Annotated in this window: 11 protein-coding genes; 3 read left to right on the forward strand and 8 right to left on the reverse strand. The window is 54.3% G+C overall.

The window, feature by feature from the left end; translation table 11 throughout:
• Positions 1-9 precede the first annotated feature (9 nt).
• The 3 genes from H9I52_RS11475 to murA all read left to right on the forward strand — a co-directional run bounded on the left by H9I52_RS11475 (position 10) and on the right by murA (position 4422).
• Complete coding sequence (locus tag H9I52_RS11475; protein WP_187454015.1) at positions 10-2253, forward strand: UvrD-helicase domain-containing protein; 2244 nt, start codon at positions 10-12, stop codon at positions 2251-2253.
• 159 nt (positions 2254-2412) lie between these two features.
• On the forward strand, positions 2413-3111 hold the full coding sequence (locus H9I52_RS11480; RefSeq protein WP_187453947.1) for a DUF4290 domain-containing protein: 699 nt from the start codon (positions 2413-2415) through the stop codon (positions 3109-3111).
• Positions 3112-3117: 6 nt separating this feature from the next.
• Entirely contained in the window at positions 3118-4422 is a 1305-nt protein-coding gene (gene murA, locus H9I52_RS11485; RefSeq protein ID WP_187453948.1) for a UDP-N-acetylglucosamine 1-carboxyvinyltransferase, read from the forward strand.
• 92 nt (positions 4423-4514) lie between these two features.
• On the opposite strand, the gene H9I52_RS11490 is transcribed toward murA, so the two are convergent.
• The 8 genes from H9I52_RS11490 to H9I52_RS11525 all read right to left on the reverse strand — a co-directional run.
• Positions 4515-4850, reverse strand: a complete 336-nt coding sequence (locus H9I52_RS11490; protein WP_139517550.1) for a phage holin family protein — start codon at positions 4848-4850, stop codon at positions 4515-4517.
• A gap of 93 nt (positions 4851-4943) precedes the next feature.
• Positions 4944-6053 carry an agmatinase family protein gene (locus tag H9I52_RS11495; RefSeq protein WP_139517551.1) on the reverse strand — a complete coding sequence of 370 codons (1110 nt, stop codon included), beginning with the start codon at positions 6051-6053 and terminating at the stop codon, positions 4944-4946.
• 136 nt (positions 6054-6189) lie between these two features.
• Positions 6190-6825: a chemotaxis protein CheC gene (locus tag H9I52_RS11500; protein WP_262386017.1), complete on the reverse strand. Its 636-nt coding sequence runs from the start codon at positions 6823-6825 to the stop codon at positions 6190-6192.
• Positions 6826-6890: 65 nt separating this feature from the next.
• Positions 6891-8522 (reverse strand): chemotaxis protein CheA, encoded by a 1632-nt coding sequence (locus H9I52_RS11505; protein WP_187453949.1) that lies wholly within the window; start codon positions 8520-8522, stop codon positions 6891-6893.
• On the reverse strand, positions 8522-9601 hold the full coding sequence (locus H9I52_RS11510) for a chemotaxis protein CheB (protein WP_187453950.1): 1080 nt from the start codon (positions 9599-9601) through the stop codon (positions 8522-8524). The genes H9I52_RS11505 and H9I52_RS11510 overlap by 1 nt, the downstream gene beginning before the upstream one ends.
• Positions 9602-9669: 68 nt before the next feature.
• Positions 9670-10053 (reverse strand): response regulator, encoded by a 384-nt coding sequence (locus H9I52_RS11515; protein ID WP_139517554.1) that lies wholly within the window; start codon positions 10051-10053, stop codon positions 9670-9672.
• Positions 10054-10113: 60 nt separating this feature from the next.
• Positions 10114-10692 carry a chemotaxis protein CheW gene (locus H9I52_RS11520; RefSeq protein WP_262386018.1) on the reverse strand — a complete coding sequence of 193 codons (579 nt, stop codon included), beginning with the start codon at positions 10690-10692 and terminating at the stop codon, positions 10114-10116.
• A gap of 42 nt (positions 10693-10734) precedes the next feature.
• Positions 10735-14319: HAMP domain-containing protein (locus tag H9I52_RS11525; protein ID WP_262386019.1), on the reverse strand; the 3585-nt coding region annotated here is incomplete at its 5' end.

Here is a 14319-nt window from a genome sequence, read left to right on the forward strand (position 1 = left end):
CTAATGGCACTGGATTATCTTAAACTACTGAATGAGTCGCAGGCGGCGGCGGTAATGCAAACCGAAGGCCCTTGCATGATTATAGCGGGCGCCGGGTCGGGCAAAACGCGGGTATTGACCTACCGCATAGCCAACCTGCTCGAACAGGGCGTGGACCCGTTCAACATTCTGGCCCTGACTTTCACCAACAAAGCCGCGCGGGAGATGCGGGCGCGGATTGAAAAGGTGGTTGGGCCGGAAGCCAAGAACCTGTGGATGGGCACATTCCACTCAATTTTTGCGCGCATCCTACGCTCTGAAGCCGACAAAATTGGTTTCCCGCGCCACTTTACCATTTACGACACGCAGGACTCCAAAACCTTAGTGTCGCAGATTGTGAAGGAGTTGGACTTGGATGACAAGCTTTACAAGCCGGGCATGGTGCTGGGTCGCATTTCAGCGGCCAAGAACAAGCTGATTTCAGTGCAACAGTATGTAAATGACCCCGTTATCCGGCAGGACGACGAAGCGGCTTTACGCCCTAAAATCGGGGTGATTTACCAGCAATATGCCTCGCGCTGCTTCAAGGCTGGCGCCATGGACTTTGATGATTTGTTGTTCAACACCAACGTGCTGTTCAAGGATCATCCGGATGTACTGAATAAATACCAAAACATCTTCAAGTTTGTGATGGTCGATGAGTATCAGGACACGAACTATTCGCAGTACCTGATTACCAGAAAGTTAGCCGCCAAGGACCGCAACATCTGCGTGGTGGGCGACGATGCCCAAAGCATCTACGCCTTCCGCGGCGCCGACATTCAGAACATCCTCAACTTTGAGAAGGATTATCCTGAGCTACAGGTCTTTAAGCTGGAGCAAAACTACCGTTCGACCAAGAACATCGTGCGGGCGGCCAACTCCGTCATCAAGAACAACAAAGCCCAGCTCCGCAAAGACGTTTTTTCCGACAACGAAGACGGCACCCTAATCGAAGTAATCAAGGCTTCTTCCGACAACGAGGAAGGCAAATTGGTGGCTAACTCGATCTACGAGGACAAGATGAATCTGCATCTTTCCTACGACGACTTTGCCATCTTGTACCGCACCAACGCCCAAAGCCGGGCAATGGAAGAAGCCCTGCGCAAGCTTAACATCAAGTACAAGATCGTTGGCGGCCTCTCCTTCTATCAGCGCAAGGAAATTAAGGATCTTGTTGCTTACCTGCGACTTACGGTAAATCCGAATGACGAGCAGGCGTTACGACGCGTGATCAATTACCCTAAGCGTGGCATTGGCGACACGACCATCAGCAAGCTGATTAACGCCGCTGAGGAATCGAACCACACGCTGTGGGAAGTAGTCAGCAACGCCAATTCTTTCCTCGCGACGCGCATTGCCAACCCGATTGAAGGCTTCGCCGAGCAGATCAAGAGCTATGCGGTGCTGGCAGCCAAAGAAGATGCGTTTGAGGCGGCCAAGTTCATTGCCAAGAATTCGGGCATGATCGAGGAGCTGTATTCGGACAAAAGCATCGAAGGCCTGTCGCGCTACGAAAACATTCAGGAATTGCTGAACGGTATCAAGGAATACGTCGATGATCCGGAGCGCGAAGACAAGTCGCTGGCGGCCTTTCTTCAAGACATTGCCCTCGTAACTGACGCCGACACCAAAGACGCCAAGGACGAAGGAGAAACGGTTACGCTGATGACCATCCACTCGGCTAAAGGCTTGGAATTCAGAAATGTATACATCGTCGGCATGGAGGAGAACCTCTTCCCTTCGCAGATGATGATTACGTCGCGTGCTGACCTTGAAGAAGAGCGTCGCCTCTTCTACGTAGCCATTACGCGAGCCGAAAAGAAGTTGGTGCTCAGCTATGCTACCTCTCGCTACCAGTGGGGTAACCTGCGCAGCTGCGAAAAAAGCCGCTTTCTGGATGAGATTGATCCTCAATACGTTGACTTTAAGTTTGCAGCAAGCCAGAACCCCGGAGAATCGCCTTTTGGGCACGTACTGGAGCGGCGCAGCAACCTTATTCCCCCCGCGCCGCGTAAGACGGTAGCGAAAGGCTATACCCCACCCGCAGATTTTCAGCCGAGCGATACCTCCAACCTCGCAACCGGGCAACGGGTAGAACATCCTAAGTTTGGTTACGGCACGGTTACCAAACTAGAAACCCAACAGGGCTCGACCAAAGCCATCATTCAGTTTGAGGAAGTCGGCGAGAAAACCTTATTGCTGAGTTTTGCCAAATTGCGCGTGCTCACTTAATCTCGTTGTATCTTACTGAGACACAACTGGACAGCTATGCTGCTCCTGCGTCAGCCGCAGCTCCTGTTGCGGCTGACTTGGTTTTAATTCTGAAGATAAAGCTCGGCTGGTCCGCTCAATTTAAATAGCCGTTGTATTTTCGGCCTCCATTTCCCTCTCATGACACTCCCCTCCCCTTATAAGCACGAATTGCTGTTGCGCGAGTACGGCAAAAGCACCTACGAACTGGTGCAAACGCTGCGCACGATCGAGGACAAGGCCGAACGCACCCGCCGCGCCCAGCAGATTGTTCAGCTCATTTTTCGCCTAAATCCGAGCCTGCGCGATCAGCCCGACGCCCAGCAGAAAGTCTGGAATCACTTGTTTGTGATGTCGGACGAAGACTTGGACGTGGACAGCCCATTTCCCCTGCACAGCCTCGACTTGCTGGCAAAGCAACCCAAAGCAGTTGCATACCCTAAGCAAAGCCCCAAAATCAGGGCGTACGGTCGGGCCGTGGAGCTACTGATCGAACAGGCAATTGCCTTGGAAGACCCTGCCGAACGCGAGCAGGCAACCATTACCATTGGCCGGACAATGAAGTTTTTGTATCGCTCTCATAATAAGGAGAATGCAAAGGACGTCACGATTCTGAAGCACCTGAAAGAGCTTTCGGGCGGCAAGCTAGAACTAGACCCGGCGCAGGTAGAAGCGCAGGGACTTTTCGAATTTGCCACTACGGGTCGTCCCGCTCCGTTTATCGTACCCCAACCTCGCAATGACCGTGACCCGCGCCGGGGGGGCGGCAACAATCGTCGCGACAAACAACGCCGTGGCGGCAAGAAAGGCCGTCAGGAACCACAACAACCCCCGCAATAAGTCCGCATGGCCTCATTTGAAGTAATCGGTGGGCAACCGCTGAAGGGCGAGATCGTGCCCCAAGGAGCTAAGAACGAAGCGCTCCAAATCCTATGTGCCGTGTTGCTCACCTCCGAGCCCGTCACTATCAGCAACATTCCCGACATCCGCGACGTCAACAAACTCATTGAGTTGTTGCGCGACATGGGCGTGAAAGTTGGCAAATTATCCTCCGACACCTACCGCTTCCAGGCCGACGACGTTCATCTGGATTACCTTGATTCTGAACAGTTTGCCGCTCAGGGCCGGGCGTTGCGTGGGTCGGTCATGATTCTGGGGCCCATGCTGTCGCGCTTTGGCCGATGCCAGCTTCCTAAGCCTGGGGGTGATAAAATAGGTCGTCGGCCTCTGGACACCCACTTCCTGGGCCTTGAAAAACTTGGTGGCAAGCTCACACTTGAGGGCACCGATTTTTACAAGATTTCCGCTGAAAACGGCTTGACGGGCGCGTACATGCTCTTGGACGAAGCCTCGGTGACGGGCACCGCAAACATTGTAATGGCCGCCGTGCTGGCACAAGGCACCACTACCATTTACAACGCTGCCTGCGAACCCTATTTGCAGCAGCTTTGCAAGATGCTGGTACGCATGGGCGCCAAAATCAATGGCATCGGCTCGAACCTGCTGACCATCGAAGGCGTGGAAGTATTGGGAGGCACCGAACACCGCATGCTGCCCGATATGATCGAAATTGGCTCCTTCATTGGCCTTGCCGCCATGACCGGCTCCGAGATCACGATCAAAGATTGCCAAATCCCGGAGCTGGGCCTGATTCCGGATACGTTCCGCAAGCTGGGCATTGAGCTTGAATTCCGCGGCGACGACATTTTCGTGCCCGCTCAGGATCATTATGAACTGGCCACCTACCTCGACGGCAGCATTCTAACGATCTCCGACCATACGTGGCCGGGCCTCACTCCTGATTTGCTGAGCGTGCTGCTGGTAGTAGCTACGCAGGCCAAAGGCACGGTACTCATTCACCAGAAGATGTTTGAGTCGCGTTTGTTCTTCGTTGACAAGCTCATCGATATGGGCGCACAAATTATCCTTTGCGACCCGCACCGGGCTACCGTTATCGGCTTGGATCAGCGCAACAAGCTGCGCGGCATCACGATGACTTCGCCGGATATTCGGGCGGGCGTTGCCTTGCTGATCGCGGCTCTGTCGGCCGATGGCCGCAGCGTCATCGAGAACGTGGAGCAAATCGACCGTGGTTATCAGTTCATTGACAAGCGGTTGGCGGCGCTTGGGGCACATATTAAACGCCTCTAGTTCATCCAGTTAAGCTATTATAATGCAACTATAATACAACAAAAAGGCCTTCTGCTGATGCAGAAGGCCTTTTTGTTGTAATTGATTGTCAATCAATCAATTAGCATATCCACTACCGATGTCACAAGAGAGAGCGCAATGCTGAAAATCAAGGCGGATAAGAAGCCGTCTACAGCAAAGCCAGACAACAGATAATCGGCCAGCAACACGATTACGGCGTTGATTACCAGCAAGAAAAGCCCCAGCGTGAGAACCGTAATCGGGAAACCCAGGATCTTCAGGATAGGCTTCACGATGGCGTTTAGGATGGCCAGTACCAGCACCAGCCACAAAGCGCTCGTAAAGCCATCTAGGTGTGCTCCAGGTAAAAACTTGGCCAGCAGGTACGTCAGGATGGCCGTTAGCAACAGTTTGAGTATAAAGCCCATAGTGCAGGAAGGGTTGGTGGAAAAAAAGAAGCCGGCCCACCGCGTGGCGAGCCGGACAACGTTACGCAAAATTCGTTGCTGTGTTGGGCTTCCCTACTCCTCTTTCTCGGCGATGTCGATGTCGCGGGCGGCGATGCGGCCTTGCGACACGGCCATCCAATTGCAGAGGTGATAAAGCAGGCGGGCACCTACGACGCCGTTCCAGTCGGTATCGCCGGGGGCAACTTCGTTGAGGTCGCAACCAATGATCTCGCGGCCCGACCGCACCACTTTGCGAATCAGATACAGGGCTTCTTCAAACTCTAGTCCGCCGGGAACGGGCGTGCCAGTGCCGGGGCACAGCTTAGGGTCTAAGCCGTCGATATCGAAGCTTAAATAAACTTTGGGCGGCAGCTGCGCAATGATTTTGTTACACTGCTTCTTCCACGATTTGCCGGCGTACATGCTGTCGCGCAGAAATCGGCTTTGGAACATCACCACGCGGCCTTTCGACTCATCGACAAACTCGGCTTCCTGCTGACACAGATCGCGAATGCCTACCTGCACCAGTTTCTTGACCTGCGGCAGTTGCAAAGCGTTGTACATGATGGAGGCGTGCGAATACTCGAAGCCTTCGTAGGCCGGACGCAAATCGCAGTGCGCGTCGATTTGCAAAATACCAAACTCCTCGTGCCGTTCGGCCAGCGCATGCAGGTAGCCAAGCGGCGTACTGTGGTCGCCCCCGAGCACCACTACCCCTTTGCCGGCGTCGAGGTAAGCCCCGGTTTTCTGCTTAAGCCATTCGAGCAATTCCTTTCCCTTCGCCGTGACCTGAGCAGGCACTGCCCCCAGCGTTGCGCCTTTTGTGGCCGGCATGCCGTCTTCCAGCCACCCAATGTAGTTGGCAGCTTGCGGCCGCAGCTCGTTACTGGCGTGTGCCCACGTTTCGTCGTCGTCTTCCATGGCCAGACCTAAGCGCCACGCATCCGGAATGTCCGGATCGTAGAGATCGACTTGGAAGGAAGCATCCCGGATGGCCGCCGGCCCCTTTGCCGTGCCTGCGCCATACGAAACCGTGACTTCCCACGGCACTGGCACTACTACTACCTGGGCTTCGTCCACGGTAAAAGGCAACCCGTACACGCCGCCCGAGGCATCGCCCAGCGCATTGGGATCGAAATTGGCAAGCTTTTGCTCAAGACTGGATTCGGAGGAAGAAGTCATGCGAAGAAGGTTGGTGAGGGGAGAAAATGGCATCGCGCCGAACACCGACAATCAAAACACAAAGCTTTGATTAAGAAGGCATTAGGCGCGATTACAAAAAAACAACGTATCCGCAATTCAATCGATACAAATTGTCTTAGACAGTCGGTTGGCCGCCCAAGAAATCGTACGTACGAATGATATCGAGGATTTTGATAAATGTATTACGATCGAAGAAGAGCATCAGGGGCAATTCCACGGAATTTTCTTTGTCAGAAAATTGGGTGATTACCGAGAAAATAAGCGGCTGTACCATGGGCTGATTGAAAATCAGGCTCTTTAGCGAGTCGGCGATGTTGCCGCGCGGTGCCCGCGGCGGCGCGCCGTAAATGTGGGCCTTGAGGATGTTGGCAAGCTGCGTTACCAAAGCGCCGGTGATGATGTTGCTGATTTCCAGCAACAACGATTCCTGCATCGCATCAATTTCGATGGAATCGGGAACATTCATGCGCAAGCAAACCCGCGAGAGGCGCTGCACATGCTGCCCCGAAAAAAACATGAGCGTAGTACCGTTGAATTCGCCTTTGATATCGGACTGAATGATGGCGTGCGATCCCTCGTATTCGTGCACTCTGTCCAGAATGCTTCGTCCGGGTACAATATCCAGGTTCGGAACTTCAAGCAGCACTTTCTCCTGCGCAATGACGGCGAAGGAATCAGCAGCCCTCGCCAAGCCAATGTTCAGAATTTCGCGGATGATGTCCCGCTCCAGCTCCGTCATGTGCAAATCCATATGAATCAATCAGTTGGGCGAACAAGTACAAATGCTGTGCTTGCTCGAATTCTGCAATACGAGTTTTATGGTCGCTTGGCTAAGAAAAGTCGAGTTAGGGCCGGGACATCCAGCACCAAACATACTTGTCCGCTGCCCAGCACCGTCACACCACCGAACAGATCGATGGTATCCAATGGCTTGCTCATGGGCTTGATTACGATGTTCTGCTGGCGCAGAAACCGGTCAACAATCAATCCCAGCTTGCGGTTATTATAATTAACAATGATGATCTCCTGCCGACCGCTCAGCTCCTCACGGCTGGCCAGCGGCAACGGACCGTCGCTGTTGTGTAGCAGGCGGCGCAAATCTACCACGGGTACGTTCTCCCCCATTACTTCAGCCAGCAACAAACCTCCCACAACGTGCAGTTGGTCAGGCCATAGCGAAACAACAGAATCGGTATGCATGAGCGGAATCGCGTAGCTGCGTTCTTCCAATTCAAACAACAGAGCGCCCTTTACGGCAATGGAAGTGGGCAATACCAGTGTGAAAGTCGTACCCTGGCCCAATACCGAATCTACCCGCAACTGGCCGCCAAGTGAATCGATGGCCAGCTTTACGACATCGAGCCCGACGCCGCGCCCCGAAATCTCGGTGACTTCCTTCGCCATTGAAAATCCAGGCTCGAAAAGAAAAGCTCGCACCGCATTGTCATCTAAGCCAGCAGCGGCCTCAGCAGTGGTCAAACCTCGCTCAACGGCTTTGCGCCGTACGCTTTCTATGTTGATGCCGCGGCCGTCATCAGAGACGTGAATCAAAACGTCGTCACGTTCGGTTTGGGCGTTGATGGTGAGCTTACCACGCGCTGGCTTCCCTGCTTTCTGCCGCTCGGCCGGCGTCTCAATACCGTGTCCGATGGCGTTGCGCACTAAGTGAAGCAGTGCGTCCGTGATGATTTGGAGAATGTTACGGTCAATTTGAATATCCTGACCGTTCAGTACCAACTCGATTTCCTTGTTCTCTGCCGTGGCAACGTCCCGGACGACACGGGGGAATTTATTGAATAGCGATCCAACGTTCACCAAGCGCGCGTCCATAACGCTGTATTGTAGCTCGTCGGCAATGCGGAACAGGTGAGTCGCGGCGGTTTGGAGGGCGGGGCTTCCTATTTCCTGGCTAAGAGTAAGAATGCGGTCCCGGTCGATAATCAGCTCACCCACCAGATTCATCAGATGGTCGAGTTTTTTGATCTGGATATACACCAGATCCGACAGCTCTAACTTGCGGTTAGCATTCTCATCGGAGTTATCAACGTCCTCAATATCAGGCTCTTCCCCACGCACCAGCCGATCGAGGTTGGCTTGCAAGGCCTCCACATTCGGCGTCGGGTTATTTTCGTCAACCGCCCGGATCATGTCGCCCAGCGCATCGACCCCAGCAAATAATACCGGCACGATGGAGCCCGCAAATTCGCGCTCTTTGCTTCGGATGAGGCCAAAAATGGTTTCCATGCCGTGGGCTACCTCACCGATGTCGGCGTAGCCCATGGCGCGTGCATTGGCCTTTAGGTTGTGCATGAGCCGGAATAGCTCATTAAGTGCACGTTCGTCCGCAGGGTTTTTCTCTAACTCGCTGATGTGGCGGCCCATCGAGTCATAATACTCGAGTGCTTCCGCCATAAAAATTTCCCGGTATTCCTGCTCCCGTGTCTTCATTAGGCGGCGTGTAGAGGAGCAGAAATTGGCAAAGCTCGCTTCAGACGCAGAGCAGCCGAAAATCGCTGAATAAATTCGGCTATTTCGGAGAGCGGTAACACGGCATTGGCATAACCGGCGTCGATCACCGACTTAGGCATGCCGAAGACAGCGGAGGTAGCTTCGTTTTGCGCGAGCACCGTGCCACCGTGCTGCCGGATGCTAAGCGCCCCAAGTGTGCCATCCTGCCCGAGCCCAGTCAGCACAACTCCCAGCACCTTGCGACCCGCAGTTGCGGCTGCAGATTGCATCAGCAAATTGATGGAAGGCTCATCATAGCCGGATACGTATTCAGATGTCAGAGCCGTTTCCCACGCTTGCCAAGGGCTGTCGGACACAGGGCGCACCGTAATGTTATAACCTCCCGGAGCCACAAGTATTTTTCCAGCTTCCAGTCGGGTGCCCGTATGCGCAACGGCAATCGGCAGCGTGGTAACCTTGCTCAGCCGCTCAACTAATGAAAGCGTGAAGTGAGCCGGCAGGTGCACCGCAATGATCACGGCACACGAAATCGAAGCGGGAAAAGAACGTATCAAGGCTTCGACTGCCGCCGAGCCCCCCGTGGAAGCTCCAATTAGTACGATGCTATTGGGTAGCGCAGTTACCTGAGCCCGACGCGCTACCACGGCCTGAGTTGCAGCGATGAGTTGAGGCTTGGCAGCCCTAATTTTGCGCAACAGTTCCCGTCGCCAATCGGAATACCCGGGATCGTTCGCAGGCAGCAAAGGCTTGATAACGTCGTACACATGCCAACGGGCAGCTTCGCGCAAAGCGCCCCCAAGCAAAGTGGTAGCGCTGTATACCAAAACCGGCACGGCATACTGGCGTGCCAACTGCTCCAGATCCAGAAGTTGCTCTTCTCCTATCACAACCAGTCCCGGCCGCAGGCGCCGGGCCATGGTTACTAACTCGGTCGCATTACCTGCTACGCCCGTCACCTGTAAATCGGTCTGTGCGCGTAGCAATTTGATAAGCTCCAGCCGCACAAACACGGGCAGGTTACCGAGCAAAATTGTGAAAGGAGAAGTAAGGTGGGGCACTGGACTGCGGAGACTAACTACATGTCACCTGCCGGAAATACGGCAGATGCTACAAGCACTACGGAGAACTATACTGGGTCCGACTCAGGACCCTGAAGCGCGCCCCCTACGATTTCCAGTACTTTTTCTTCCGAGAAGGGCTTTACGATGTAAGCAGTAGCACCGCTTTCAAGTGCCTCATTCACAATCACTTCCTGGCCTACGGCACTGCACATTACAACTTTCACATCGGGCTGCTCCTGACGGATGCTCTTGAGGACATCCAAGCCTGTGTTGTCGGGCAGAATTACATCTAGAGTAATCAGGTCGGGCTTGGTGTCAATTGCCATTTCTACTGCTTGCTGACCGTTGGCGGCTTCGCCAACTACGTCGTAGCCAGCATCAGAAAGCATATTTTTAAGCATCGTGCGCATGTAAAAGGAGTCGTCCACGATGAGAATGCGATTTTTCATACTATGTAAGCAGAAGAGCTAAATGAGGAAGAAGAGGCTTTAGGATCGAGTACGCAAAAGTCAGGCTTTTGTACGGGCAGTGCTAGACGAAGATTCTCCTTTGGGCTGCAACTGCATGATTTCTGAGGGCGTCAGCAACTTCAGCATATCCAGCACAATGATAATCCGGCTTTCGACCCGAGCAATTCCTTCAATGTATTTGTCGTGGATGTTGATGTCCTGGATCAACTCCGGAGCTTTCTCGATCGCAGAAACCGGAATGGTCAGCGGTTGCGGCACTTCCCGCACCACAATTCCAATGGTATAATCCTTGGCTTCAATTGCAAGCGTGTAGCTTACCGTAGGTACCTCCTGCCCCTTCGAACGCAGCGCAAAACGCTCTTCTAGGTCAATGATAGCGATGATGTCGCCCCGCAAATTGGCAATGCCTTTTACAAAAGCAGGCGTTTTGGGCATCCGAGCTACTTCCGGAGTAATCGTCACTTCCTTTACCTGCTCAATGCGAATGCCGTATTCTTCTTCGCCCAATCGGAACACGATCAGTTGCAGAAGAGCGTCGGGTTTGGAAGTTTTTTTCTCGTCAGTCACCACTTTATCAGCCGTGCAAAAGATGGTAAAAGCAAGTAACTGCCGATGCATACACATGCATCAGCAGCACTTTGCTAACTATTTAATTGTCAATTACTTAACTTTTGCCTTCGAGCGACTCGCTTTGGCAGTTGCCTGGTCGGTTTCGGGCTTATTGGCCGCGGTATCAGCTGCCTTGCGCCGCCCATTGGGCTTCTTCGGTTCAGAGGCTGCGCTTTTGCCATTTTGTTGAATTGCCGCTTCTGCAGCACCCAATCTCATTGTCCGGTTCCGCTCCCGACGTGAAGCAGCAGGTTTGGCAGCGGGTTCCGGTTCGCCTTTGCGCTTCATGGAGGCAGCAGGCGTCATCAGCGCAGCAACTTTCCGCGTCAGGCGGTCCATCGCTTGGTGATGCGTTCCGTTGGTGCTCGGTGCCGGGGCGGGGGCAACTAACCGACGCAGGCCCCGACGAACAGGTTCAGGCTCCGGCTCTGGCTCAATTTCTTCGAGCAGCTGGAAGGCTGACAACCCAACCTGCAGGTCATCAGCGATATCTGTGAGGTTCTGGCTGGAAGTGGTCAGTTCCTGCATCGACGACGAAAGTTGCTTGGCTGTGCTGGCCACCTGCTGCGTGCCCGACGCCGTCTGCTCGGCAATGGCTACCACTTCTTCCACGTATTTCACCACGTCACCGATACTGGCTTTCTGTACCTCTGTAGCGGTAAGAATGTCGCGGGAGGTACGGAGCGTTTCGCCGCTGCTGGTCGCAATGTTTTTGAAGGCGCTGGAAGCTTCAAACGTGGCGTTTTTGCCTTTCAATACACGGCCTTCCATCGTCGAGATAGCGGTTGCGGCGGAAGTAGTGTCTTTGCGAACGTCTTCTACCAGCGTGGCAATCTCACTAGCCGACTTGCGCGAGCCTTCCGCCAATTTGCGAATCTCTTCGGCTACTACCGCAAAGCCTCGACCTGCTTCTCCGGCTCGGGCTGCTTCAATGGCGGCGTTTAGAGCCAGCAAGTTGGTTTGCGAAGCGATGTCGGTGATAACGCTCAACGACTTGCTGATTTCCTGCGAACGGGTGCTGAGTACTTCAATAGTTTTAGAAGTCTGCGAAGCCGCATTGGAAATTTCTTCCATGTTCTTCACCACTTCGGCTACCGTTTTCAAACCCAGCTGCGACGTTTGCTCACCCAGGATAGCTGATTTGTTTACGATGTCGGCTTTGCCAGCGGTCTCCTTCGTTGCCTGCATGATCTCTTCGATCAGCTTGAATGCCTGGTCAGTTTTAAGTGCTTGATTCTGAGCACCTTCTGCCATTTGCTGCATTGCCAAAGCTACGTCAACCGTTACGCGGCTCATCTCTTGGCCTTTCGACGCCATTTCCTCCGACGACTCGCCCACAATCTGCGACGATTCGTTGATTTCGCCGAGCAATTCGTTGAGGTTTTCAACGGCCAGGTTCAAGGCATTTGACATGGCCTCGATATCACCAGCCGTCTGAATACCAACGCGTTGCGTCAGATCACCTTCTGAGATGGCTCGTACCACGCGGCTTACCTCTAGTACTGGCGAGGCAATGGATTCGATCAGCGCATTAAGCGTATCAACGATTTCTTTCCAAGATCCGCTCACGCCGCCTACAGTGGCGCGTTCGGTCAGCTTGCCTTCAACCCCAGCTACTTTGGCTACGCGGCTTACTTCGAGCGCCAAGCGATTCAGGTCGTCCACCATGCGGTTGATCGTGTCCGCCAGCTCTGCTACTTCGCCCTTGGCATCTAGCGTCAGCTTCTGAGTCAAGTCACCTTGCGATACGCTGGTTACAACGCGGATAATGCCACGTACTTGGGTTGTCAGATTTGCCGCCATCGTGTTTACGTTGTCGGTCAAATCCTTCCACACGCCGTTTACATTCGGCACGTTGGCCTGACCGCCCAAGCGGCCTTCCGTGCCTACTTCCTGCGCTACGCGGGTTACCTCGCCGGCAAAGATGTTGAGCGAGTCCACCATGCGGTTGATGTTGTCTTTCAGGTCGAGTAATTCGCCTTTCACATCAACCGAAACTTTCTGACTCAAGTCGCCGCGAGCTACCGCAGTGGTTACGTTGGCAATGTCCCGCACCTGAGAAGTCAGTGAGGCGGCCATCGTGTTCACGTTGTCCGTCAGGTCTTTCCAAGTGCCGCGCACGTTGGGCACGTTGGCTTGGCCACCCAGCTTTCCTTCCGTACCCACTTCGCGGGCCACGCGGGTTACTTCGTCGCCGAAAGTATTGAGCGAGTCCACCATTTGGTTCAGGTTTTCCTTCAGCTGCAACAGCTCGCCGCGCACATTAACTGTGATTTTCTGGCTCAAGTCACCCCGAGCTACGGCGGTGGCCACGTTGGCAATGTCCCGCACCTGACTGGTCAGGTTCGAGGCCATCGTGTTCACGTTGTCCGTCAAGTCTTTCCAGGTACCGCTAACGCTTGGCACGTTGGCCTGGCCACCCAGAATACCCTCGGTACCCACTTCACGGGCCACGCGGGTTACTTCGCCGGCAAAGATGTTGAGCGAGTCCACCATCTGGTTCAGAATATTCTTCAGATCCAGCAGCTCGCCTTTTACATCGACCGTGATTTTTTGGGTTAGGTCGCCTTTGGCTACGGCGGTGGCCACGTTGGCAATGTCTCGTACCTGAGAAGTCAGGTTCGAGGCCATCGTGTTCACGTTGTCCGTCAATTCTTTCCAAGTACCACCAACACGAGGCACGTTGGCTTGGCCACCCAACTTTCCTTCCGTACCCACTTCGCGGGCCACGCGGGTTACTTCGTCGCCGAAGATGTTGAGCGAGTCCACCATCTGGTTCAAGATATTCTTGAGTTCCAGGATTTCGCCCTTCACGTTTACCGTCATCTTCTGGCTCAAGTCGCCGCGAGCTACGGCGGTGGCCACGTTGGCAATGTCCCGCACCTGACTCGTCAGGTTCGAGGCCATGTTGTTTACATTGTCGGTCAACTCCTTCCACACACCCGCGACATTCGGTACGGAGGCCTGGCCGCCGAGTTTGCCTTCCGTACCCACTTCGAGGGCCACGCGGGTTACCTCGCCGGCGAACAGATTCAGCGAATCCACCATCTGGTTCAGGTTCTGCTTGAGTTGCAGCAGTTCCCCCTTCACGTCCACCGTAATCTTTTGGCTCAAATCACCCCGGGCTACGGCAGTGGCCACGTTGGCAATGTCCCGCACCTGACTGGTCAGGTTTGAGGCCATATAGTTCACATTATCAGTAAGTTCCTTCCAAACGCCGGCCACATTCGGCACGGAGGCCTGGCCGCCCAAGCGGCCTTCGGTGCCTACCTCCTGCGCTACGCGGGTTACCTCGCCGGCAAACAGGTTGAGCGAGTCCACCATCTGGTTCAGGTTCTGCTTGAGTTGCAGCAGCTCGCCTTTTACATCGACGGTGATTTTCTGCGACAAGTCGCCTTTGGCAACCGCCGTCGCCACGTTGGCAATGTCCCGCACCTGACTCGTCAGGTTCGAGGCCATGTTGTTTACGTTGTCCGTCAGGTCTTTCCAGACCCCGCTCACGTTGGGTACCAAAGCTTGGCCGCCGAGTTTGCCTTCCGTACCCACTTCGAGGGCCACGCGGGTTACCTCGCCGGCAAACAGGTTGAGCGAGTCCACCATCTGGTTCAGGTTCTGCTTGAGTTGCAGCAGCTCGCC

The organism is Hymenobacter sp. BT491 (assembly GCF_014349165.1).
Lineage (GTDB): Bacteria > Bacteroidota > Bacteroidia > Cytophagales > Hymenobacteraceae > Hymenobacter > Hymenobacter jejuensis.

Coding starts and splice junctions, on each gene's coding strand:
- H9I52_RS11515 (WP_139517554.1), bottom strand. CDS start 10,053: ATGAAAAATCGCATTCTCATCGTGGACGACTCCTTTTACATGCGCACG.
- H9I52_RS11480 (WP_187453947.1), top strand. CDS start 2,413: ATGACACTCCCCTCCCCTTATAAGCACGAATTGCTGTTGCGCGAGTAC.
- H9I52_RS11500 (WP_262386017.1), bottom strand. CDS start 6,825: ATGGATTTGCACATGACGGAGCTGGAGCGGGACATCATCCGCGAAATT.
- murA (WP_187453948.1), top strand. CDS start 3,118: ATGGCCTCATTTGAAGTAATCGGTGGGCAACCGCTGAAGGGCGAGATC.
- H9I52_RS11495 (WP_139517551.1), bottom strand. CDS start 6,053: ATGACTTCTTCCTCCGAATCCAGTCTTGAGCAAAAGCTTGCCAATTTC.
- H9I52_RS11505 (WP_187453949.1), bottom strand. CDS start 8,522: ATGAAGACACGGGAGCAGGAATACCGGGAAATTTTTATGGCGGAAGCA.
- H9I52_RS11520 (WP_262386018.1), bottom strand. CDS start 10,692: ATGCATCGGCAGTTACTTGCTTTTACCATCTTTTGCACGGCTGATAAA.
- H9I52_RS11490 (WP_139517550.1), bottom strand. CDS start 4,850: ATGGGCTTTATACTCAAACTGTTGCTAACGGCCATCCTGACGTACCTG.